This is a genomic window from Streptomyces marokkonensis (assembly GCF_039539045.1).
Classification (GTDB): domain Bacteria; phylum Actinomycetota; class Actinomycetes; order Streptomycetales; family Streptomycetaceae; genus Streptomyces; species Streptomyces marokkonensis.
The window spans coordinates 19854-40637 of the sequence record NZ_BAABCQ010000005.1; the positions used below are offsets into that span (position 1 = coordinate 19854).

At 72.2% G+C, this 20784-nt stretch carries 23 protein-coding genes; 17 read left to right on the plus strand and 6 right to left on the minus strand.

What is annotated here, in order from left to right; genetic code table 11:
• Positions 1-132 precede the first annotated feature (132 nt).
• The 13 genes from ABEA26_RS02080 to ABEA26_RS02140 all read left to right on the plus strand — a co-directional run bounded on the left by ABEA26_RS02080 (position 133) and on the right by ABEA26_RS02140 (position 10443).
• On the plus strand, positions 133-2016 hold the full coding sequence (locus tag ABEA26_RS02080; protein ID WP_345588593.1) for an NAD(P)/FAD-dependent oxidoreductase: 1884 nt from the start codon (positions 133-135) through the stop codon (positions 2014-2016).
• Positions 2013-3860 (plus strand): transketolase, encoded by a 1848-nt coding sequence (locus ABEA26_RS02085; RefSeq protein WP_345588595.1) that lies wholly within the window; start codon positions 2013-2015, stop codon positions 3858-3860. The genes ABEA26_RS02080 and ABEA26_RS02085 overlap by 4 nt, the downstream gene beginning before the upstream one ends.
• Positions 3857-4801: a non-homologous end-joining DNA ligase gene (gene ligD / locus ABEA26_RS02090; protein ID WP_345588597.1), complete on the plus strand. Its 945-nt coding sequence runs from the start codon at positions 3857-3859 to the stop codon at positions 4799-4801. The genes ABEA26_RS02085 and ligD overlap by 4 nt, the downstream gene beginning before the upstream one ends.
• 100 nt (positions 4802-4901) lie before the next feature.
• Positions 4902-5309, plus strand: a complete 408-nt coding sequence (locus tag ABEA26_RS02095; RefSeq protein WP_345588599.1) for a gas vesicle protein GvpO — start codon at positions 4902-4904, stop codon at positions 5307-5309.
• Positions 5310-5422: 113 nt separating this feature from the next.
• Positions 5423-5860: a gas vesicle structural protein GvpA gene (locus tag ABEA26_RS02100; RefSeq protein ID WP_345588601.1), complete on the plus strand. Its 438-nt coding sequence runs from the start codon at positions 5423-5425 to the stop codon at positions 5858-5860.
• Complete coding sequence (locus ABEA26_RS02105; RefSeq protein WP_345588603.1) at positions 5857-6630, plus strand: GvpL/GvpF family gas vesicle protein; 774 nt, start codon at positions 5857-5859, stop codon at positions 6628-6630. The genes ABEA26_RS02100 and ABEA26_RS02105 overlap by 4 nt, the downstream gene beginning before the upstream one ends.
• Before the next feature lie 4 nt (positions 6631-6634).
• On the plus strand, positions 6635-6898 hold the full coding sequence (locus tag ABEA26_RS02110) for a gas vesicle protein GvpG (RefSeq protein WP_345588605.1): 264 nt from the start codon (positions 6635-6637) through the stop codon (positions 6896-6898).
• Entirely contained in the window at positions 6895-7638 is a 744-nt protein-coding gene (locus tag ABEA26_RS02115; protein WP_345588606.1) for a DNA primase, read from the plus strand. Before ABEA26_RS02110 ends, ABEA26_RS02115 begins: the two co-directional genes overlap by 4 nt.
• A complete protein-coding gene (locus tag ABEA26_RS02120; RefSeq protein ID WP_345588607.1) occupies positions 7635-8825 on the plus strand; it encodes an SRPBCC family protein in 1191 nt (396 codons plus the stop codon). Before ABEA26_RS02115 ends, ABEA26_RS02120 begins: the two co-directional genes overlap by 4 nt.
• On the plus strand, positions 8822-9148 hold the full coding sequence (locus ABEA26_RS02125; protein WP_055419336.1) for a gas vesicle protein: 327 nt from the start codon (positions 8822-8824) through the stop codon (positions 9146-9148). Before ABEA26_RS02120 ends, ABEA26_RS02125 begins: the two co-directional genes overlap by 4 nt.
• Complete coding sequence (locus ABEA26_RS02130) at positions 9145-9969, plus strand: GvpL/GvpF family gas vesicle protein (protein WP_345588608.1); 825 nt, start codon at positions 9145-9147, stop codon at positions 9967-9969. Before ABEA26_RS02125 ends, ABEA26_RS02130 begins: the two co-directional genes overlap by 4 nt.
• Positions 9966-10148 (plus strand): gas vesicle protein, encoded by a 183-nt coding sequence (locus ABEA26_RS02135; RefSeq protein WP_003972471.1) that lies wholly within the window; start codon positions 9966-9968, stop codon positions 10146-10148. Before ABEA26_RS02130 ends, ABEA26_RS02135 begins: the two co-directional genes overlap by 4 nt.
• Complete coding sequence (locus ABEA26_RS02140; RefSeq protein ID WP_279561341.1) at positions 10123-10443, plus strand: gas vesicle protein K; 321 nt, start codon at positions 10123-10125, stop codon at positions 10441-10443. Before ABEA26_RS02135 ends, ABEA26_RS02140 begins: the two co-directional genes overlap by 26 nt.
• Positions 10444-10508: 65 nt before the next feature.
• On the opposite strand, the gene ABEA26_RS02145 is transcribed toward ABEA26_RS02140, so the two are convergent.
• Complete coding sequence (locus tag ABEA26_RS02145) at positions 10509-11330, minus strand: class I SAM-dependent methyltransferase (protein WP_345588611.1); 822 nt, start codon at positions 11328-11330, stop codon at positions 10509-10511.
• Positions 11331-11441: 111 nt separating this feature from the next.
• Complete coding sequence (locus ABEA26_RS02150; RefSeq protein ID WP_345588613.1) at positions 11442-12947, minus strand: bifunctional phosphatase PAP2/diacylglycerol kinase family protein; 1506 nt, start codon at positions 12945-12947, stop codon at positions 11442-11444.
• Between the two features lie 136 nt (positions 12948-13083).
• Here ABEA26_RS02150 and ABEA26_RS02155 point away from each other — a divergent pair, with 136 nt between their 5' ends.
• Complete coding sequence (locus tag ABEA26_RS02155) at positions 13084-14703, plus strand: ATP-binding cassette domain-containing protein (protein WP_345588615.1); 1620 nt, start codon at positions 13084-13086, stop codon at positions 14701-14703.
• Between the two features lie 18 nt (positions 14704-14721).
• Here ABEA26_RS02155 and ABEA26_RS02160 read toward each other — a convergent pair whose 3' ends face one another.
• Entirely contained in the window at positions 14722-15843 is a 1122-nt protein-coding gene (locus tag ABEA26_RS02160; RefSeq protein WP_345588617.1) for a baeRF2 domain-containing protein, read from the minus strand.
• Between the two features lie 59 nt (positions 15844-15902).
• Between ABEA26_RS02160 and ABEA26_RS02165 the strand changes: the two genes are divergently transcribed.
• Positions 15903-16199 carry a DUF6158 family protein gene (locus tag ABEA26_RS02165; protein ID WP_345588619.1) on the plus strand — a complete coding sequence of 99 codons (297 nt, stop codon included), beginning with the start codon at positions 15903-15905 and terminating at the stop codon, positions 16197-16199.
• Between the two features lie 193 nt (positions 16200-16392).
• Here the strand turns inward: ABEA26_RS02165 and ABEA26_RS02170 are convergent, their stop codons facing one another.
• From ABEA26_RS02170 to ABEA26_RS02180, 3 genes are all read right to left on the minus strand, one after another.
• Positions 16393-16935, minus strand: a complete 543-nt coding sequence (locus ABEA26_RS02170; RefSeq protein ID WP_345588621.1) for a type 1 glutamine amidotransferase domain-containing protein — start codon at positions 16933-16935, stop codon at positions 16393-16395.
• A gap of 109 nt (positions 16936-17044) precedes the next feature.
• Positions 17045-17488: a CBS domain-containing protein gene (locus ABEA26_RS02175; RefSeq protein ID WP_345588623.1), complete on the minus strand. Its 444-nt coding sequence runs from the start codon at positions 17486-17488 to the stop codon at positions 17045-17047.
• A gap of 19 nt (positions 17489-17507) precedes the next feature.
• Positions 17508-17915, minus strand: coding sequence for a DUF2795 domain-containing protein (locus ABEA26_RS02180; protein ID WP_345588625.1), 408 nt, complete (start codon positions 17913-17915; stop codon positions 17508-17510).
• A 198-nt stretch (positions 17916-18113) separates the two neighbouring features.
• Here ABEA26_RS02180 and ABEA26_RS02185 point away from each other — a divergent pair, with 198 nt between their 5' ends.
• Both ABEA26_RS02185 and ABEA26_RS02190 read left to right on the plus strand, forming a co-directional pair.
• Entirely contained in the window at positions 18114-18278 is a 165-nt protein-coding gene (locus tag ABEA26_RS02185; RefSeq protein ID WP_345588627.1) for a hypothetical protein, read from the plus strand.
• Between the two features lie 68 nt (positions 18279-18346).
• A complete protein-coding gene (locus tag ABEA26_RS02190) occupies positions 18347-20743 on the plus strand; it encodes an ATP-binding cassette domain-containing protein (RefSeq protein WP_345588628.1) in 2397 nt (798 codons plus the stop codon).
• The last annotated feature ends 41 nt before the right edge of the window (positions 20744-20784 follow it).

The window sequence follows — 20784 nt, forward strand, 5'->3', positions numbered from 1 at the left end:
GGCGGTGCGGGAGCGTGATACCGCGCAGGGGGCCGTGTTACCGCGCGGCCGTTCGGCCCGGCGGACGTTTGGCCGACCTGGTCAGGGGGACGCGGAAGGCTCACGAGGTACGCGACAGCCCGGAGGCGAACCGTGAGCCGACCCCGCATCGTGATCGTCGGTGCCGGCTTCGCCGGGTACCGGACGGCCCGCACCCTGTCCCGGCTCACCCGGCACCAGGCCGACATCACCCTGCTCAACCCGACCGACTACTTCCTCTACCTGCCCCTGCTGCCGCAGGTCGCCGCCGGCATCCTGGAACCCCGCCGGGTCAGCGTGTCCCTGTCGGGCACGCTGCCGCGCGTACGGCTGGTGCTCGGGGAGGCCGACGGCATCGACCTCGACGGGCGGACCGTGCACTACACCGGTCCCGAGGGCGACGCGGGCACACTGTCCTTCGACCGGCTGGTGCTCGCCGCGGGCAGCGTCAACAAGCTGCTGCCCATCCCCGGCGTCGCCGAGCACGCCCACGGCTTCCGCGGGCTGCCGGAGGCGCTCTACCTGCGCGACCACGTGACCCGGCAGGTGGAGCTGGCCGCCGCGGCCGACGACCGCGCGGAGTGCGCCGCACGGTGCACCTTCGTCGTGGTCGGGGCGGGATACACCGGTACGGAGGTCGCCGCGCACGGCCAGATGTACACCGACGCGCAGGTCCGCAAGCATCCGATGCGCACCGGTATGCGGCCCCGCTGGATGCTGCTGGACGTGGCGCCCCGGGTGCTGCCCGAGATGGACGAACGGCTCTCCCGCACCGCCGACCGGGTGCTGCGGCAGCGGGGCGTCGACGTACGGATGGGGACCTCCGTGAAGGAGGCCACGCACGACGGGGTCCTGCTGACCGACGGCACGACCGTCGACACCCGCACGCTGGTGTGGTGCGTGGGCGTACGGCCCGACCCTCTGGTCGAGTCCCTCGGGCTGCCCATGGAACGCGGCCGGCTGCTCGTGGACCCGCACCTCCAGGTGCCGGGGCGGCCCGAGCTGTTCGCGTGCGGTGACGTGGCCGCCGTGCCCGACCTGAGCCGGCCCGGCCAGTACACGCCGATGACCGCCCAGCACGCGTGGCGGCACGGCAAGGTCTGCGCGCTGAACGTAGCCGCGTCACTCGGTATCGGCGGGGAACGGAAGGCCTACCGCCACCGTGACATGGGGTTCGTCGTGGACCTGGGCGGCGCGAAGGCCGCCGCCAATCCGCTGGGGGTGCCGATGTCCGGTCCGGCGGCGGGCGCGGTGACGCGGGGCTACCACCTCGCGGCGATGCCGGGCAACCGGGTGCGGGTCGCCGCGGACTGGCTGCTCGACGCGGTACTTCCCCGTCAGGCCGTCCAGTTGGGTCTCGTACGGTCCTGGTCCGTGCCCCTGGAGTCGGCGTCGCCGGAGGTGGCGCGGGTGCCGGGCGGGGCGGACACACTGAAGAAGGCGGGAGCGGAGGCCGGAGAGGGCCAGGGGCACCGAGCCGGCCCCGAGTCCGCGGAGGACCACCGGCCGAGTGCCGAGCCCGCCGATGGCGAACCGACGACGCCGACGACGCCGACGACTGGCACGCCCGGCGGTGAGCGGGCCAAGAACCAGCCGGGTGGTGAGCGGGCCAAGAACCAGCCGGGTGGTGAGCGGGCCAAGAACCAGCCCGCCGCCGAACCGGCAAAGGGGGGTCGCCCAGCCGACGCCTCCGCCAAGTCGCGCCCCGCCGGGACGCCCGCCAAGCCGCCGTCCACCGCGGCACCCGCCAAGCCACCGTCCGCCAATGCGCCCGCCGAGCCACGGCGTCCGGGCGCGGCGCCGGGTCGGCCCCGGCGCCCCGCTGCGGCGCCCGGTAGGCCCCGGCCGACCGGTGCCGCGCCCACCCCCGCCCGGTCCACCGGCGCGTCCGACGACCCCGGCCCCGAGCCCCCGGCGGACCAGCCGCCCCCCGGACCCGACATCGCCCCCGGCCCCGTCAAGCGTTCCGACGGACGTGGAGCGGAAGGAGACTCATGAACACCGGTGAACTCGTCGACCTCGGACAGCAGCTGCGCGTCGACAGCGTACGGACGTCCGCCGCCGCGGGCTCCGGACACCCGACCTCCTCGATGTCCGCCGCGGACCTGATGGCCGTACTCCTGGCCAACCACCTCCGCTACGACTTCGAGCGCCCCGCCCACCCCGGCAACGACCGCTTCGTCCTCTCCAAGGGACACGCCTCACCCCTCCTCTACTCCGCCTACAAGGCGGCCGGCGCCATCGACGACGAGGAGCTGCTCACCTTCCGAAAGCTGGGCAGCCGCCTGGAGGGACATCCCACCCCGCAGCGGCTGCCGTGGGTCGAGACGGCCACCGGTTCGCTCGGCCAGGGCCTCCCCGTCGGCGTCGGCATCGCGCTGTCCGGCAAGCGGCTGGACCACGCCGACTACCGCGTGTGGGTGCTGTGCGGCGACAGCGAGATGGCTGAGGGATCCGTGTGGGAGGCCGCCGAGCACGCCGGGTACGAGCAACTCGACAACCTCACCGTGATCGTCGACGTCAACCGGCTCGGCCAGCGTGGTCAGACCCGGCACGGCCACGACCTCGACGCGTACGCGCGCCGCTTCCGGGCCTTCGACTGGCACACGATCGAGATCGACGGCCACGACGTGGACGCCGTCGACCGCGCCTACGGCGAGGCCCTGTCCACCAAGGGTCAGCCCACCGCGATCATCGCCCGCACCCTCAAGGGCAAGGGCGTCGAGGCCGTGGAGGACCGCGAGGGCCAGCACGGCAAGCCCCTCCCCGAGGCCGAGGAGGCCATCGCCGAGCTCGGCGGCCCGCGCGACCTCACGGTGCGGGTACAGGAGCCGCCGTCCGCACGGGCACTGCACTCGGCCGGCACCGGACAGACCGAGTTGCCCCGCTACGACAAGGGCGACGACGTCGCCACCCGCAACGCCTTCGGTGAGGCGCTCGCCGCCCTCGGCACCGCCCGCGGCGACGTCGTCGCCCTCGACGGCGAGGTCGGCGACTCCACCCGCGCCGAGTTCTTCGCCAAGGAACACCCCGAGCGCTACTTCGAGTGCTACATCGCCGAGCAGCAGATGGTCGCCACCGCGGTGGGCATGGCGGCACGTGGCTGGGTACCGTACGCCACCACCTTCGCCGCCTTCCTGACACGCGCCCACGACTTCGTGCGCATGGCGTCCGTCAGCGGCTCCGGCATCAACCTCGTCGGCTCCCACGCGGGCGTCGCCATCGGCCAGGACGGGCCCAGCCAGATGGGTCTGGAGGACCTCGCGATGATGCGGGCCATCCACGGCTCGACCGTGCTCTACCCGTGCGACGCCAACCAGGCCGCCCGCCTCGTCGCCGAGATGGCCGGCCTGGAGGGCATCCGCTACCTGCGCACCTCACGCGGCGAGAGCAAGGTGATCTACAGCCCCGACGACGAGTTCCCCGTCGGCGGCAGCAAGGTGCTGCGTTCCTCCGACCGCGACCGGCTGACCGTCGTCGCGGCCGGTGTCACCCTGCACGAGGCGCTCGCCGCCGCCGACGCCCTCGGCCAGGACGGCATCGCGGTCCGGGTGATCGACCTGTACTCGGTCAAGCCCGTCGACCGGGCCACCCTGCGCGAGGCCGCCGAGGACACCGGCTGCCTGGTGACCGTGGAGGACCACCGCCAGGAGGGCGGCATCGGCGACGCCGTCCTCGACGCCTTCTGCGACGGAAGGCCCGTGCCCCGCCTGGTCCGGCTCGCCGTCGGTACGATGCCGGGCTCCGCGACCCCGGCCGAGGAGCTGCACGCCGCCGGGATCGACGCCGAGTCCATCGAGGCGGCCGCACGGATGCTGGTGGAGCAGGCGATCATCCCGTGAGTGGTGGCGCCGCGCGGACCGTCCGGGCCGGCCGGCACACCGTGGAGGTCCACCGGCCGGACAAGGTGTTGTTCCCCAAGGGCGACGGCGGCGGAGAAGGAGGCGCGGCGGAGGAGTACACCAAGGGCGACCTCGTCGACTACTACCGTGCCGTCGCCCCCTTCGTGCTGCCGCACCTGCGGGGTCGCCCGCTGATGCTGGAGCGGTACCCGGACGGCGTCGACGGGCCGCGGTTCATGCAGAAGAACACCCCGGAGCACTACCCGGACTGGATCAGCCGCGCCGAGGTGGGCAAGGAGGGCGGCACCGTCTGCCACACCGTCTGCGACGACACCGCCACCCTCCTCTACCTCGCCGACCAGGCCGCCCTCACCCTGCACCGCTGGCCGTCCCGGGCCGGGCGGGTGGACCGGCCGGACCGGATGGTCTTCGACCTCGACCCGGCCGGAGACGACTTCGAGGCCGTACGGGAGGCGGCCCGGCTGCTGGGCGAGCTGCTCGACGAGCTGGAACTGCCCTCGGCCCTCATGACCACCGGGTCCCGAGGACTCCACGTGGTCGTGCCACTGAGCGCCCGTCAGGAATTCGACGCGGTACGGGAATTCGCCCGAGATGTCGCCGCCGTGCTGGCCGCTGCTCACCCCGACCGGCTCACCGCCGCCGTCCGCAAGAAGGACCGCGGCGAGCGGCTCTACCTCGACATCCAGCGCAACGCCTACGCGCAGACGGCGGTCGCCCCCTTCACCGTCCGCGCCCGGCCCGGCGCGCCCGTGGCCACCCCCATCTCCTGGGACCAGTTGGAGGACCCCGCGCTGCACGCCCGCCGCTGGACGATCGCGGACGTCGTCGACCAGGCGCGCACCCGGCCCTGGGCCGGGGCCATGAGCCGGGCCCGGACCCTGGGCCCCGCCCGACGGCGGCTGAACGCCCTGCGCGGCTGAGCCGGCCGGGGCTGTACGGGGGGCACCCGCGGGTGGCACATGCATGCGCCCGTGGAGGTTTGGCGAACACTCTTGCGGCCACACGGAGGGGGAGGTGGCCATGTCGAACACGAACAACACGTCCGAATCGCAAGGCTCACAACAGAGTTCACGGAAAACACAGAAGTCCCAAGAAGCGCAGAAGCAACAAGAAGCACAAGGCGCGCAGAGGTCACAAGAGTCACAGGAGTCGCGTCGGCCCCGGCCGATGGAGGTGCTGCGCGAGGCGCGCGCACAGCTCGCGGAGCTCACCGGCATGACCGCCGAGTCCGTTTCGTCCTTCGAGCAGACGGAGGAGGGCTGGACGCTGGAGGTCGAGGTTCTCGAACTCGAGCGGGTGCCCGACACGATGAGCCTGATGGCGAGCTACCAGGTGGAGCTCGACGCCGAGGGGCAGCTCACCGGCTACCGGCGCGCCAGACGCTACGAGCGAGGCCGGGCCGACGCACGAGGTTCCGGCGGTCGCTAGACCGGCCGGCCCGGCAGCGCCGGCCACACCGGCTGAACGCACTGACACCCGCACACCCACAGGCCCCACACCCCACAGACCCACACCCACAACATGATGGAGGAACAGCAGGCATGACTGTCGTACCGGCACAACAGTCCGGCGGCGGAGGCGGCAGCAGCGGCCTCTACGACGTGCTTGAGCTTGTTCTGGACAGGGGGCTCGTCATCGACGCATTCGTGCGCGTCTCCCTGGTCGGCATCGAGATCCTGAAGATCGATGTCCGCGTCGTCGTCGCCAGCGTGGACACCTATCTGCGCTTCGCCGAGGCATGCAACCGGCTCGACCTGGAGGCCGGGCCGCGCAAGGACCCGGGCCTGCCCGACCTGGTCGGTGAGATGACCGAGTCCGGCGCCCGCGGCAAGTCCAAGGGGGCGCTGTCCGGCGCCGCCGAGACCGTCTCCGACGCGTTCAAGCAGGCCCGTGACGAGGGCGGCTCCGGGCGCGAGACCGCATCGCGTCCGCGCGCCCGCAAGGCCGCGCCCTCGCGCCGGAAGGAGGAGCAGGAGTGAGTACGTACGTCTATGGCATCACCGCCGGCTCCCACCCCTCGCTGCCCGAGGGCATCAGCGGCGTCGGCGACCCGCCGCGCGAGGTGCGGATCCTGAAGGAGGGCGAGCTGGCCGCCGTCGTCAGCGACGCGCCCGAGGGACTGCGCCCCAAGCGCAGGGAACTGCTCGCCCACCAGAACGTGTTGAGCGAGGTCGGCGCGGACGGCTGTGTGCTGCCCATGCGCTTCGGCAGCGTCGCCCCGGATGACAAGGCGGTGACCGGAGTGCTCGCCGAGCGGGCCGAGCACTACAGGGAACGCCTCGGGGCACTGGACGGCCGGGTCGAGTACAACATCAAGGCCAACCATGTCGAAGAGGCCGTCCTGCACCACGTGATGGCCGCGAACCCGGAGATCCGCGCCCTCGCTGAGGCCAACCGGCAGTCGGGCGGTGGCAGTTACGAGAACAAGATCCAGCTCGGCGAGATGGTCGCGGCGGCGGTCAAGGGCAAGGAGGCCGAGGACGCCACCACTCTGGAGCGCGCCCTGGAGCCGGCCGCCGACGCCGTGAGCGTGGGTCCGGAGTCCACCGGCTGGCTGGCCAACGTGTCGTTCCTGGTGAACCGGGAGGTGGCCGAGGAGTTCCTGGCCGCAGTCGAGCGGGCCCGTGGTCGGATGCCGCACCTGGAGGTGCGGGTGAACGGTCCGCTGCCGCCGTACAGCTTCGTCGAGCCCGGCCCGGCCGAGCCCGCGGGCACGGCGGCCGGCGGCGCGGACGCCGGAGCGGGGTGACGACGTGGGACTGATCTCGGAGGTCCTGCTGCTGCCGTTCGCGCCGGTGCGCGGCAGCGCCTGGGCCATCAGACAGGTAATGAACGAGGCCGAGCGGATCTACTACGACCCCGCCACGGTCCGAGCCGAACTAGCCCGTCTGGAGGGGCAGTTGGAGGCCGGCGAGATCACCGAGGAGGAGTTCGACCGACAGGAGGACGAGCTTCTGGACCGGCTGGAGATCGCTACGCGCACGAGCGCGGGATTGGGCAACGGGACGGCACCATGAATCGAGTGGGAATGGGCCTCGCGGTAGGGGCCGGATATCTGCTGGGACGCACGAAGAAGCTGAAACTGGCGGTCGCCGTCGGCACCATGGTGGCCGGCAAGAAGATGAACCTGACCCCGAAGGGCATCGCCGAACTGGTCTCGACGCAGTTGCAGAACAACCCCCAGTTCAAGGAGATCGGGGACCAGCTGCGCACGGACCTGCAAGGCGTGGGCAAGGCGGCCTCGGGCGCCATGGTCGAGCGGCAGATCGACGCGCTCGCCGACCGCCTGCACGGCCGCACCGCCCAGGTGCGCGACCAGCTCTCCGGCGTGACGTCCCAGGTACCGGGCGTCGGATCCGACGACTCCCGCGACTCCCGCGACTCCCGCGACTCCGAGGCCTCGGAGGACTCGGAGGCCTCGGAGGACGCCGAGGGGCGCGCGGCGGGCGACGACGAGCGCTACGAGGAGGACGAGCCGGAAGACGAGAGGTCCGGGCGGGAGCATGAGGAGCCGAGTCCGCGGCGACGGGAGCCGCGACGCGAGCGTGCCGCGAAGAAGGCCCCGCCCGAGGCACGGAAGACGGCCAGGAAGGCGCCCGCGCCCGCGAAGAAGGCGGCGGCCAAGGCACCCGCGAAGAAGACCGCGGCCAAGCGGGCGCAGCCCGCGAAGAAGGCGGCCGGAAAGAAGGCCGCCGGGCCCGGGAGCGCCGCCCGCGGCGTGGGAACCCGGCAGTCGAAGGGCGGTGGTGAACGATGACCGACACTCTCGGTTCCGCGGCCTCCACGGCGGGCAAGGCCGCGAAGAAGAACCCGATCGCCGACGTGGCCCGGAGTGAGGCGGCCGACCGTCTCAAGGTGGAGGCGCAGGAGTACCTCGCCGCCCAGGTCACGCGGCTGCTGACCGGTGTCGGCACGAAGCTCGGGGAGACCACGGGCAAGCTGAACGACATCGCCGAGGGCAACAGCCCCGGGTTCGCCAAGCTCGCTCTCGACGGCGGACGCAAGCTCGCCGAGGGCAAGGGGCCCGTGCGGACCGCGTTCGAGGTCGGCGCCGGCAAGGTGAAGGACAACGTGGTCGGCGCCTTCAAGAACCTCGGCGGCGGAAAGGGCAGGAAGAAGGGCGGCGGTGGTCAGAAGCCGACCGTCATCATCGAGTACGTCGACGTCGGCGTGCCGGTGCGCACGGCCTACGACCAGTGGACCCAGTACCAGGACTTCAGCACCTTCGCCAAGGGCGTCAAGAGCGCGAACCGCGCCGACGACACCTCGTCCGACTGGCAGCTGAAGGTCTTCTGGTCCAACCGCAGCTGGAAGGCGAAGACCACCGAGCAGGTGCCCGACGACCGCATCTCCTGGACGTCGGAAGGCGCCAAGGGCACGACGAAGGGCGTCGTCAGCTTCCACCCGCTGGCCGACAACCTGACCCGCGTGATCCTGGTCATCGAGTACTACCCCAAGGGCCTGTTCGAGAAGACCGGCAACATCTGGCGCGCCCAGGGCCGCCGCGCCCGCCTCGACCTGAAGAACTACGTCCGCCACATCACCCTCAAGGGCGAGGCGGACGACGGCTGGCGCGGTGAGATCCGCGACGGCGAGGTCGTCCGCAGCCACGAGGACGCCCTCGCTGAGGAGCAGGAGGGCGAGGAGGGAGAGGAGGGCGAGGAGCCCAGCGCGGAAGAGGAGGACCGGGAGGACCGGGACATCCCCGAGGACGAGGCTCAGTACGCCGAGGGCGAGGACGAGGAAGAAGCGGAGGCCGGCTACGAGGAGGAGCCCGAGGACGAGTACGAGGACGAGTACGAGGACGAGGACCCGGAGGGCGAGCCCGAGTCCGAATCCGAGGGCGAGTACGAGGAGGAGGACAAGGAAGCCGGCGAGGACGAGTACGCGTCCCGTGACGCATACGACGACCACGAGGACGACGACCGCGGGAGCCGTCGATGACCACGCCCAGTCGGCTGCCGGATCCCTATGGCCAGGGACAGAGCGCCAACCTCGCCGACATCCTGGAGCGGGTGCTCGACAAGGGAGTCGTCATCGCTGGAGACATCCGGATCAACCTGCTCGACATAGAGCTGCTCACCATCAAGCTGCGGCTCGTCGTCGCCTCCGTCGACAAGGCCAAGGAAATGGGCATCGACTGGTGGGAGAGCGACCCCGCACTCTCCTCGCGCGCCCGGCGCGACGAACTGACGAGGGAGAACGCCGAGTTGCGTGAACGCCTGCGCGAACTGGACCCGGGCCGCGTACCGAGGGAGGCACCATGACCGGACTGCGGTACGTCTACGCCGTCTGCCGCCCCTTCGACGCGGCCCTTCAGGCCCAGCTGACGGGGGTGGCGGGCGACCCGCCCAGGCTGCTGGCCCACCGCGGCCTGGTCGCCGTGGTCAGTCATGTGCCGGAGGCCGACTTCTGTGAGGAGGCGCTGCGCGCCCACCTCGAGAACCTGGACTGGCTGGCGGGAACCGCCCGCGCCCACCAGCAGGTCATCGACGCGCTCACCGCCGTCACCACCCCGCTCCCGCTCCGGCTGGCCACCGTCTTCCGGGACGACAGCGGCGTACGCGTGATGCTGGAGGAGCGGGAGGAGGCCTTCCGGCGCACGCTCGACCGGCTGGACGGGCGGGTTGAATGGGGCGTCAAGGTGTACGTCGAGGCAGAGCCCGAACGGGCGGCCGGCCCGGCGGAGCCCGCCCCCAAGCCCGCCTCGGGCCGGGACTATCTGCGGCAGCGGCGCATGCGGACGCGGGCGAACGACGATCTGTGGACCAAAGCTGAGGGGTTCGCCACGCGTCTGCACGAAACACTGTCCTCCCGGGCCGACGACGCGCGGCTGCACGCGCCGCAGAATCCCAGCATTTCCGGCGCCGCCGGTCGGAACGTCCTCAACGCCGCCTATCTGGTGGGGAGGGACGTCTCCGAGGAATTCGTGGAAGTGGTGGACCGCACGAAGGACGACGCTCCCGGAATTCGCGTGGAACTCACCGGTCCGTGGGCCGCGTATTCATTCGCCGGTGACGAGGCCGCCGGTGACGGGACCACCGGTCACGACACCGCCGGTGAGGACGGCACGGGGGTGGGCTCATGACCGTCGTCGAACGCCGCGAGATCGCCCTTGTCGACCTGCTGGACCGGCTGCTGGCCGGCGGCGTCGTCATCACCGGCGACGTCACGCTGCGCATCGCGGACGTCGACCTGGTCCGCATCGACCTGAACGCGCTGATCAGCTCGGTCAACCGCAATGTACCGTCGCCGTTCGGGGATTGACGTGAGTGAACATCCTGAGCCCCGCAAGCGCCTCGACCTCGAACCCGACACGGTCGAGCGCGACCTGATCAAACTGGTGCTGACGGTCGTCGAGCTGCTGCGCCAGCTCATGGAACGCCAGGCGCTGCGCCGTGTCGACGAGGGCGACCTGAACGAGGAGCAGGAGGAGCGGATCGGGCTCACCCTGATGCTCCTCGACGACCGGATGACCGAACTGCGCGACCGCTACGGCCTGCGGCCCGAGGACCTGAACCTGGACCTCGGGCCGCTGGGACCGCTGCTGCCCCGGGAGTGACTCCGCAGTCACTCCGCAGTCGCCCCAAGGATCAGCGGAGTGGCCCCGGTGATCAGCGGCAGCGGTCAGGCTTCCTTCCTGCACAGGATCTCCCCGTGCAGGACGCTGAACCAGCTCTCCGGCCGCTCGCCCCACTGCCGCCAGGCCGCCGCGACGGCCCGCAGCCGTTCCGTCGTCGCACGGCCGCCCCCGACGGCGATCTCGGCGTACACCGACGCGACGGTGCGGTCCGCCCACAGGCCGCTCCACCACTCCCGCTCCTCGGGCGTGGCGAAGGTCCAGGTGGCGGAGGTGGCCCTGATGTCCGTGAACCCCGCTTCGAGCGCCCAGGCCTTCAGCCGGCGTCCGGCGTCCGGCTCGCCCCCGTTGGCGCGGGCGACCCGGCGGTACAGGTCCAGCCAGTCGTCCATGCCCGGCGAGGAGGGGTACCAGGTCATGGCGCCGTAGTCGGAGTCGCGGACGGCGACGATCCCGTCGGGCCGCGCGACCCGCCTCATCTCCCGCAGCGCCTGGACCGGGTCGCCGACGTGCTGGAGGACCTGGTGGGCGTGGACCACGCAGAACGTGTCGTCCGGGTAGTCCAGCGCGTGCACGTCGGCGACCGCGAAGCCGGTGTTGGCCAGCCCGCGTTCGGCAGCCGTGGCCCGGGCCCGCTCGACGATCTCCGGCGCCCGGTCCACGCCGGTGACGTGACCGTCCGGGACCAGCTCCGCGAGGTCCGCGGTGATGGTGCCCGGACCGCAGCCGATGTCCAGGACCCGCATGTGGGGCTCCAGGGACCCGAGCAGGTAGGCGGCGGAGTTGGCGGCGGTGCGCCAGGTGTGCGAGCGGAGCACGGACTCGTGGTGCCCGTGCGTGTAGACGGCGGTCTCCCGCGGCTTCGACATGGTTGGGTCCCCTCTCCCGACGATGCGCTCACGGTACGCGCACCGGCCGAATCGTGAGATCCGTGTATCACCATATGGGCCAAGGGTGATGGGGTGCCCGGCAGGACCGGGTCAGGGGAGGAGCCCGTCACCGGGCAGCGGGCGGTACACCGTGAGTGCCTCGGGCAGCTTCTCCAGCGTCAGCTCGCCCTCCGTCTCCGTCAGCTCGCCGTCGAAGGCCATCAGCGTGCCCGGCGCGACCCCGGACAGGCTCAGCCGGCCCACCTGCACCGCGGCGTGCGCGGGTGAGCGCGTCAGCGGGCCCGCGAGGGCCGCGGACAGCAGCCTTACGGCGGGCCGGCGGCCACCGTGCACCACCCGCACGTCCAGCTGCCCGTCCGCCAGGTCGAGCCGGCGCCCCGAGGCGAGGCCCCGACGGTGGTACGTGCCGTTGCCCGCGAACAGCATCCACAGCGGGCGCCGACGGCCCCGCACCTCGGCCTCCAGCGGGTGCCGGTCGGCGCGCAGCACCCGTACGGCCGCGAGCACCCCGGCCGGCCAGCCGCCGATCCGGGGCGACCAGCGCTCCCGCTCGCGCACCAGCTCCGGATACACACCGAGGCTGAAGGTGTTCAGGAAGATGCCGCGCTGCCCGCCGGAGGTGAACCGGCCCACGTCCACGCGCACCCCCTCGCCCCGCTCCAGTGCCCGGCACAGATCCCGTACGTCCTCCACGCCCAGGTCATAGGCGAAGTGGTTGAGTGTGCCGCCGGGCAGTACCGCCAGCGGCAGTCCGTGGCGGAGCGCGATCTCGGCGGCGGCGTTCACGGTGCCGTCGCCGCCGCACACGCCGAGCACCCGGGCGTGGCCCGCCGCCTTGTCCAGCTCGCCCCGGATGTCCGCGGGTTCGCACTCGACGACCTCCGCGTCGGGCAGCGCGTCGCACAACGCCCGCACCCGGTCCGAGGTGCCCGAGCCGATGTTGGCCACCATGACGAGCCCCTCGCCGCCGGGCAGCGCCGGCACCTCGGCACGCGGCCGGGCCGGCGGGGTGAGCTGGGCACGCGTCGGCACCATGCCCCGTACGGCGAACGCGGCCCCCGCGCCGAGGGCCGCACCCGCCAGCACGTCACTCGGGAAGTGGACCCCGGTGTAGACCCGCGAGAGGGCGACCGCGGCGGACACCGGGGCCACCGCCGCGCCCCACGCCGGGGACTCCAGCGCGACACCGGTCGCGAACGCGGCGGCCGACGCGGCGTGGCCGGAGGGGAAGGACGTCGTGATCGGCTGCCGCTTCAGCTGCCGGATCAGCGGCACCGGGTCCAGTACGGGACGGGGGCGGCGGACCGAGCGCTTGCCGAGGGTGTTGATCGTCAGCGAGGCCAGGCTCAGCGAGGCGAGACCCCTGGCGGCGGCGCGCCGGGCCCTCGGGGTGCGGGACGCGGCCAGGGCGGCGCCCGCCGCGAACCACAGCACGCCGTGGTTGGCGCTACGGCTCAGCAGGGGCAGGAGGGGGTCGGCACCGGGCCAGGTACGGGCGGCGACGGCCTCGAACACACGCTGGTCCAGCCGGAGGAGACCGGTGCGGACCGGATGCGGGCCGGGCGTCGGGGCGGTGAGGTCTACGTCGGGGCTCATGGCTCCCGCCTACCCTGCAGACGGCGTTTCCTGCGGGTGGCGCGCCCCACGTACCGGCGCCCCGGGCCGCGGCCGGGGGAAGCGCGGCGGAAAGTGGTTTGCCCCGGACGTGCCCGGAGCCGCAGAATCCGGTGCCATGGGTCATCTCGAAGCCGCGCACCTGGAGTACTGCCTTCCCGACGGAAGGGCGCTGCTCGGCGACGCCTCCTTCCGGGTGGGGGAGGGGGCCGTCGTGGCCCTCGTCGGACCCAACGGGGCGGGCAAGACCACGCTGCTCCGCCTGCTGTCCGGGGAGCTGAAGCCGCACGGCGGCACCGTCACCGTCGGCGGCGGCCTCGGGGTGATGCGCCAGTTCGTGGGCTCCGTCCGGGACGAGACGACCGTACGCGACCTGCTGGTGTCCGTGGCGTCGCCCCGCATCCGCGAGGCCGCGCGCGCCGTCGACGCCGCCGAGCACGGGATCCTGACCGTCGACGACGAGGCCGCCCAGATGCGCTACGCGCAGGCGCTCGCCGACTGGGCCGAGGCGCAGGGGTACGAGGCCGAGACCCTGTGGGACATCTGCACCACGGCCGCGCTGGGGGTGCCGTACGACAAGGCCCAGTGGCGGCAGGTGAGCACGCTGTCCGGCGGTGAGCAGAAGCGGCTGGTGCTGGAGGCGCTGCTGCGCGGCACCGACGAGGTGCTGCTGCTCGACGAGCCGGACAACTACCTCGACGTGCCCGGCAAGCGCTGGCTGGAGGAGCGGCTGAAGGAGACCCGCAAGACGGTGCTCTTCGTCTCCCACGACCGGGAACTGCTGGCCCGCGCCGCCGAGAAGATCGTCTCCCTGGAACCCGGCCCCGCGGGCGCCGACGCCTGGGTGCACGGCGGCGGTTTCGCCACCTTCCACGAGGCCCGGCGCGAGCGCTTCGCCCGCTTCGAGGAACTGCGCCGCCGCTGGGACGAGAAGCACGCGCAGCTGAAGAAACTGGTGCTGACGCTACGTCAGGCTGCCGCGGTCAGTCACGACATGGCCTCCCGTTACGCCGCCGCCCAGACCCGGCTGCGCAAGTTCGAGGAGGCCGGACCGCCGCCCGAGCCGCCGCGCGAGCAGGACATCAGGATGCGCCTGAAAGGCGGCCGTACCGGCGTCCGCGCCGTCACCTGCGAGCAACTGGAACTCACCGGCCTGATGAAACCCTTCGACCTGGAGGTCTTCTACGGCGAACGCGTCGCCGTCCTCGGCTCCAACGGCTCCGGCAAGTCGCACTTCCTGCGGCTGCTCGCCGGCGGCGACGTGGCACACACCGGGAACTGGAAGCTCGGCGCGCGCGTGGTCCCCGGACACTTCGCGCAGACCCACGCCCACCCCGAACTGCTGGGCCGAAGGCTCCTGGACATCCTGTGGACCGAACACGCCCAGGACCGGGGCGCCGCCATGTCGAGGCTGCGCCGCTACGAGCTGACCCACCAGGCCGAGCAGACCTTCGACCGGCTCTCCGGCGGTCAGCAGGCCCGCTTCCAGATCCTCCTGCTGGAGCTCCAGGGCGTCACCACCCTGCTGCTCGACGAGCCCACCGACAACCTCGACCTGGAATCGGCCGAAGCCCTCCAGGAGGGCCTGGAGGGCTTCGACGGCACGGTCCTCGCGGTCACCCACGACCGCTGGTTCGCCCGCTCCTTCGACCGGTACCTCGTCTTCGGCAGCGACGGACGCGTCCGGGAGACGCCGGAGCCGGTCTGGGACGAACGGCGGGTGGAACGGGCCCGCTGACGCCGTCCGACACGGAGGTCACTTCCAGCGCAGCAGCGCCCCCAGTCCGCCCACCGGCGCCTTCTCCGCGGCCTCGGACGGCAGGGCCGCCGTCACCGAGATCGCCGGGGCGCCGGTCATCACCGCCGAGCGCAGCAGGGCGTCGTCGGCGCGGGCCGACCAGGAGTTCTGCTCGCCGAGCGTCTTCAGCTCCGTACGGCGCACCGCGAGCTGGTCGGCGTCCTCGCCGATCCACACCTCGCGGTGGGTGTCGGGGCCGTCCGGGATGATCAGCAGCTCGTCGATGCGGTGCTCCCGGGCCGCCTCGACCAACGCGGGCACGCCCTCCGCGGCGCCGGCCCGGCCCTCGCCGTCCGGAGTACGGGCGGCCAGGAACCGGTCCAGGTCCTCCCGCGCGCGCGAGCGCACATGGTCGTCGCGCAGCCGCTTCACCTCGTCGTCCAGCAGCCTGCTGCCGGCGCCGCGCGAGGCCTCGACGACCCGGTCCTGCAGCCGCTTGGGAAGCCGTTCGTGCACGGACCGCCGCTCCCGGTCGTCACCCACCAGGATCAGCAGGTCGGCGCCCGTCTCCTCCTGGCACACGGCGAGGGCGTCCGCGATCTCCGCCGCGTTGTGCTCCCAGGTGTTCTCCACTCGCAGCTGGAAGTGGCGCTCCGACCAGTCGACGTTGCTCGTGCGGTGCACCGGCCACTGCCGGCCGGTGACGCCGCCCGCGTCCGAGCTGCCCAGCGCGCTGCGCAGCTCGAAGTCGGCGCCCTTGCGGTCGACGTAGGCCACGACGCACAGCGGGTCCTCGCCGGCCAGTTCCAGCAGTGGCGCTACATGCGGCAGCGGCGCCCAGTCGGCGGTGGTCCCGCCGTACGGAGGTCGGGCCAGCGGCGGATCGAGTACCACCTGCCCGGCACACGCGAACAGCGCCCGCCCGTGCGGGTCGGTGGCGTGGCGCAGTCCCTCCACCGCCTCCTTCACGGCCCGGCAGGTCGCGTCGTCCGCGCCCTGTTCCGCCAGCTCCCGGGCCACCGCGGCGGCCGTCAGCTCACGTTCGTGGGGAGTGTCCTCCGTGTTCCGGGAAAGGTCGACGTACACGGAGGCCCAGGGCCCCTGATGTTCGTAGAGAGGATGCAGAAACGCGAGATCCATGGCTCCCTCCCGGGTGCCCTCGGGGGTGGTAGTGCTTCCGGGGCGGGTACCCGGCCCGCATGAACGAACACGACACGCGTGACGACACCAGGACGGGAGTGGGCACCATGACGGGAGTGGACCCGGGCCGCCTGGACGACCAACAGCTCATGAAGGAGCTGGAGACCATCCACCGCACCCGTCACGACACCCTGCTGTACGGGTCGAACGACGCGCTGCGGGCCCACAACGACCGTATGGCGCAGCTGGAGGGCGAGTGGCTGCGCCGCAACCCCCGGCGCCCGGTCGCCGCGGGCCGCACCCGCGAGGGCGCCCGGGGACGGGGCTGCGGGGAGGACACCACCCCCGGCGGCTGAGTGCGGCCGCCGGGCGGTACGGTCACGCGCGGAGCGGCGGTACGGTGACGCGCCGGGCCGCGGTCAGGACATGCGCGGGGCGGGCGGCGGTCAGGACATGCGCGGGGCGGCGGTCCGGACATGCGCGGGGCCCGGCCCACCGGCGCGATCGTGGCGCACCGGCGGACCGGGCCCGCGTGAGGCTCTCGCCCTCTCAGCCGCCCGCCTTGGCGAACTCCGCGAGATAGGTCTCGCAGAACGCCTCGAGGTCGTCCGGCTTGCGGCTGGTGACCAGGACGTTGTCGCCGTGGTCGCACACCTTCACCTGTTCGTCGACCCAGGTGGCGCCGGCGTTGCGGAGGTCGGTCCGCAGGCTGGGCCACGAGGTCATGACCCGGCCGCGTACGACGTCCGCCTCGACGAGCGTCCACGGGGCGTGGCAGATGGCGGCCACCGGACGCCCCTGCTCGAAGAAGTCCCTGACGAACGCCACGGCCTTCTCGTCGGTCCGCAGGAAGTCCGGGTTGGCCACGCCGCCGGGCAGGACCAGCCCGCCGAACGAGTCGGCCGACGCGTCGCCCACCACCTCGTCCACCGGGAACGTGTCCGCCTTGTCGAGGTGGTTGAAGCCCTGGATCTCACCGGACTGGGTGGAGACGAGCACCGGTTCGTGGCCCGCGTCCTTCGCCGCCTGCCACGGCTCGGTCAGCTCGACCTGCTCCACGCCCTCGGGCGCGGTCAGAAACGCGATACGCATGTGATCGGAATTCCTTCCTGGCGCGTCGGCCGGCGTCGCCGCCCGGCGCGCGTGTGTCGTTCTGCCGTGTGTGTCGCGCGCTGCCGTGTGTGTCGAGGCTCGGCGCGTCTCAGCCGCCTCCCGCGGCGTCCGGCTCCGCCCGGCCGATGTCGGCGAGCGCCGAGGCGGGATCCCGGGACTCGGCGAGGTCGCCGAGGCTCAGCATCCCGACCGGCGGCCCGTCCTCCACGACCGGCAGCCGGCGTACGGCGTGCTCGCGCATGAGCGCGACCGCGTCCGAGGCCCGGTCGTCCGGGGACACCGTCAGCGGGTCGGTGGTGCAGACCGACCGGACGCCCACCGCCATCGGGTCGAGGCCTTCCGCCACCGCCCGCACCGTGATGTCCCGGTCGGTGAGCATGCCCACGACGCCCTGCCCGTCCGCGACCACCACATCGCCGATGTTCTGCGTACGCATCAGCCGGGCCGCCTCGACGAGGGAGGAGTCCGGGCGGACGGCGGCCACGCCCGGGGTCATGACGTTCTTCACGTACTCGGCCGCGTGCTCGGCCATGAGTCAGCCTTCCCGGCGCCTACGCGCTCTGCGGTCCGGACGCTCCGGATCCGCCGTTCTCGGTCAGGGCCACCGCCAGTTCCTGCACGTTGTCGTAGCGCGCCTTGTGCGGCAGCCGTTCCAGGCCCTCGACGAGGGCGTCGGGCGCGTTGCCGCGGCGCAGCGCCCGGGTCAGTTCCCGCGGGTTCGCGGGGAAGGTGCCCCGGGTCAGGTTCCGGGCCAGTTCGAGTCGGAGGGCCTCCAGATACGTCGGCCCGCGGCCCGGTGTCACCGGTCCGTAGGTGACCTCGGGGTCGTCCTCCGCGGCCGGTTCCGGGTCGTTCCACTCCTCGCTGCGGGTGGGGTGCCCGGACCTGAGCAGACCCTGCAGTTCGTGCTTCATCTCGTCGTCACGATGGACGCTCATCCGGTCACTGCCTCGCTGCATGTCTCCCTCCACATCCTTCAGGGGGTGCCGACCGCGTACCCGGGCACCGCGGGCCGACACGGATTCATCCGGACGGGTCCGGTCCGATTCGCGCCGACACGCTGCGTGTCTCCGCGTGCGCCGACGGTTTGCCCGGCGGACGCGGGGAACCCGGCCCGCGCCACCCCCACGCCCACCCCTTGTCGGGAAGGACGGACCATGGCGGTGCTGCTCGCTGTGTTCATCCCGGCCCTCATGCTCGGCGTGGTGCTGGCCCTGGGCCGCTACGAGGAACTGGTGCTGCCGGGCACCGAGCCGCCGCCGGACGATCCGGACCCCGGCCCCGACGGGGCCGCGACCGCGGCCGGAGAAGCAGATCAGTAATCGAGAAGCGAGGCCCACCGCGCTCCGTCTAGCGTGTCTCTGCCGACCCGCCGACAGATGGAGACACGATGACCAGCGCCAGGAGAACGGACCGGCAGCCGGCCGCGCCGCATGTCGCCGACAGCCACGATCTGATCCGTGTGCACGGCGCCCGCGAGAACAATCTCAAGGACGTCAGCATCGAGATCCCCAAGCGCAGGCTGACGGTGTTCACCGGAGTCTCCGGCTCGGGCAAGAGCTCGCTGGTGTTCAACACGATCGCCGCCGAGTCGCAGCGGCTGATCAACGAGACCTACAGCGCCTTCGTGCAGGGGTTCATGCCGACGCTGGCACGGCCCGAGGTCGACGTCCTCGACGGCCTGACCACCGCGATCATCGTCGACCAGCAGCGGATGGGCGCCGACCCGCGCTCCACGGTCGGCACCGCCACCGACGCCAACGCGATGCTGCGCATCCTCTTCAGCCGGCTCGGGGACCCGCACATCGGCCCGCCCAGCGCGTACTCCTTCAACACCGCCTCCGTCCGGGCGAGCGGCGCTATCACCGTCGAGCGCGGCAACAAGAAGGCCGTGAAGGCGACCTACGAGCGCACCGGCGGCATGTGCAACCGCTGCGAGGGCCGGGGCAAGGTCTCCGACATCGACCTCTCGCAGCTCTACGACGACTCCAAGTCGCTCTCCGAGGGCGCGTTCACCATCCCCGGCTGGAAGTCCGACAGCCAGTGGACCGTGCAGGTCTACGCCCAGTCCGGCTTCGTGGACCCGGACAAGCCGATCCGCGAGTACACCGGGAAGGAACTGCGGGACTTCCTCTACGGCGAGCCGGTCAAGGTGAAGGTCGGCGGCGTCAACCTCACCTACGAAGGACTGATCCCGAAGATCCAGAAGTCGTTCCTGTCCAAGGACAAGGAGGCGATGCAGCCGCACATCCGGGCGTTCGTGGAGCGGGCGGTCACCTTCACCACCTGCCCCGAGTGCGACGGAACCAGGCTCAGCGAGGGCGCCAGGTCGTCGAGGATCGGGAAGACCAGCATCGCCGACGCCTGCGCGATGGAGATCCGCGACCTGGCCGAGTGGGTCCGCACTCTCGACGACCCGTCGGTGGCGCCGCTGCTCACCGCGCTGCGGGACACCCTCGACTCGTTCGTGGAGATCGGCCTCGGCTATCTCTCGCTCGACCGTCCGGCGGGCACCCTGTCGGGCGGTGAGGCTCAGCGCGTGAAGATGATCCGTCACCTCGGCTCGTCCCTCACCGACACCACGTACGTCTTCGACGAGCCCACCATCGGTCTGCACCCGCACGACATCCAGCGCATGAACGACCTGCTGCTGCGGCTGCGGGACAAGGGCAACACGGTCCTCGTCGTCGAGCACAAGCCGGAGACGATCGCGATCGCCGACCACGTCGTCGACCTCGGCCCCGGCGCCGGCACGGCGGGCGGCACCGTCTGCTTCGAGGGCACCGTCGAGGGGCTGCGGGCAGGCGACACCGTCACCGGCCGCCACCTCGACGACCGGGCCTCGCTCAAGGAGACGGTCCGCGAGCCCACCGGGACACTGGAGATCCGCGACGCCAGGACGCACAATCTCCAGGGCGTCGACGTCGACGTCCCGCTCGGCGTGCTCTGCGTGGTCACCGGCGTGGCGGGATCCGGCAAGAGCTCGCTGATCCACGGCTCCGTCCCGGCCGGCGCGGGCGCCGACGTCGTATCGGTCGACCAGAGCCCCATCAAGGGGTCCCGGCGGAGCAACCCGGCCACGTACACAGGACTGCTCGATCCGATCCGCAAGGCCTTCGCCAAGGCCAACGGCGTCAAGCCCGCCCTCTTCAGCGCCAATTCCGAGGGCGCCTGCCCCACCTGCAACGGCGCCGGCGTCATCTACACCGACCTGGCGATGATGGCCGGCGTCGCCACGCCCTGCGAGGACTGCGAGGGGAAGCGGTTCCAGGCCTCGGTCCTCGAGTACCGCCTCGGCGGCCGGGACATCAGCGAGGTGCTCGCGATGTCGGTGGCGCGGGCGGAGGAGTTCTTCGGCACCGGCGAGGCCCGCACCCCCGCCGCGCACAGGATCCTCGACCGGCTCGCCGACGTCGGGCTCGGTTACCTCACCCTCGGCCAGCCGCTCACCACGCTGTCCGGCGGCGAGCGCCAGCGGCTCAAGCTCGCCACCCACATGGGCGACAAGGGCGGCGTCTACGTACTCGACGAGCCCACCACCGGCCTGCATCTCGCCGACGTCGAACAACTGCTCGGTCTGCTCGACCGGCTCGTCGACGCCGGCAAGTCGGTCGTCGTCATCGAGCACCACCAGGCGGTCATGGCGCACGCCGACTGGATCATCGACCTCGGCCCCGGCGCCGGCCACGACGGCGGCCGGATCGTCTTCGAGGGCACCCCCGCCGACCTGGTCGCCGACCGCTCCACCCTCACCGGCGAACACCTCGCGGCGTACGTCGGCGCCTGACCGCGAACGGGCCCCGCGGCGCCGGTACCGGGTCGGACCGG

Excerpts from the sequence above, each read along its gene's own strand:
- ABEA26_RS02085 (WP_345588595.1), top strand. The coding sequence starts at position 2,013 with ATGAACACCGGTGAACTCGTCGACCTCGGACAGCAGCTGCGCGTCGAC.
- ABEA26_RS02095 (WP_345588599.1), top strand. The coding sequence starts at position 4,902 with ATGTCGAACACGAACAACACGTCCGAATCGCAAGGCTCACAACAGAGT.
- ABEA26_RS02100 (WP_345588601.1), top strand. The coding sequence starts at position 5,423 with ATGACTGTCGTACCGGCACAACAGTCCGGCGGCGGAGGCGGCAGCAGC.
- ABEA26_RS02115 (WP_345588606.1), top strand. The coding sequence starts at position 6,895 with ATGAATCGAGTGGGAATGGGCCTCGCGGTAGGGGCCGGATATCTGCTG.
- ABEA26_RS02120 (WP_345588607.1), top strand. The coding sequence starts at position 7,635 with ATGACCGACACTCTCGGTTCCGCGGCCTCCACGGCGGGCAAGGCCGCG.
- ABEA26_RS02125 (WP_055419336.1), top strand. The coding sequence starts at position 8,822 with ATGACCACGCCCAGTCGGCTGCCGGATCCCTATGGCCAGGGACAGAGC.
- ABEA26_RS02130 (WP_345588608.1), top strand. The coding sequence starts at position 9,145 with ATGACCGGACTGCGGTACGTCTACGCCGTCTGCCGCCCCTTCGACGCG.
- ABEA26_RS02135 (WP_003972471.1), top strand. The coding sequence starts at position 9,966 with ATGACCGTCGTCGAACGCCGCGAGATCGCCCTTGTCGACCTGCTGGAC.
- ABEA26_RS02140 (WP_279561341.1), top strand. The coding sequence starts at position 10,123 with ATGTACCGTCGCCGTTCGGGGATTGACGTGAGTGAACATCCTGAGCCC.
- ABEA26_RS02145 (WP_345588611.1), bottom strand. The coding sequence starts at position 11,330 with ATGTCGAAGCCGCGGGAGACCGCCGTCTACACGCACGGGCACCACGAG.
- ABEA26_RS02150 (WP_345588613.1), bottom strand. The coding sequence starts at position 12,947 with ATGAGCCCCGACGTAGACCTCACCGCCCCGACGCCCGGCCCGCATCCG.
- ABEA26_RS02155 (WP_345588615.1), top strand. The coding sequence starts at position 13,084 with ATGGGTCATCTCGAAGCCGCGCACCTGGAGTACTGCCTTCCCGACGGA.
- ABEA26_RS02160 (WP_345588617.1), bottom strand. The coding sequence starts at position 15,843 with ATGGATCTCGCGTTTCTGCATCCTCTCTACGAACATCAGGGGCCCTGG.
- ABEA26_RS02165 (WP_345588619.1), top strand. The coding sequence starts at position 15,903 with ATGAACGAACACGACACGCGTGACGACACCAGGACGGGAGTGGGCACC.
- ABEA26_RS02170 (WP_345588621.1), bottom strand. The coding sequence starts at position 16,935 with ATGCGTATCGCGTTTCTGACCGCGCCCGAGGGCGTGGAGCAGGTCGAG.
- ABEA26_RS02175 (WP_345588623.1), bottom strand. The coding sequence starts at position 17,488 with ATGGCCGAGCACGCGGCCGAGTACGTGAAGAACGTCATGACCCCGGGC.
- ABEA26_RS02180 (WP_345588625.1), bottom strand. The coding sequence starts at position 17,915 with ATGCAGCGAGGCAGTGACCGGATGAGCGTCCATCGTGACGACGAGATG.
- ABEA26_RS02185 (WP_345588627.1), top strand. The coding sequence starts at position 18,114 with ATGGCGGTGCTGCTCGCTGTGTTCATCCCGGCCCTCATGCTCGGCGTG.
- ABEA26_RS02190 (WP_345588628.1), top strand. The coding sequence starts at position 18,347 with ATGACCAGCGCCAGGAGAACGGACCGGCAGCCGGCCGCGCCGCATGTC.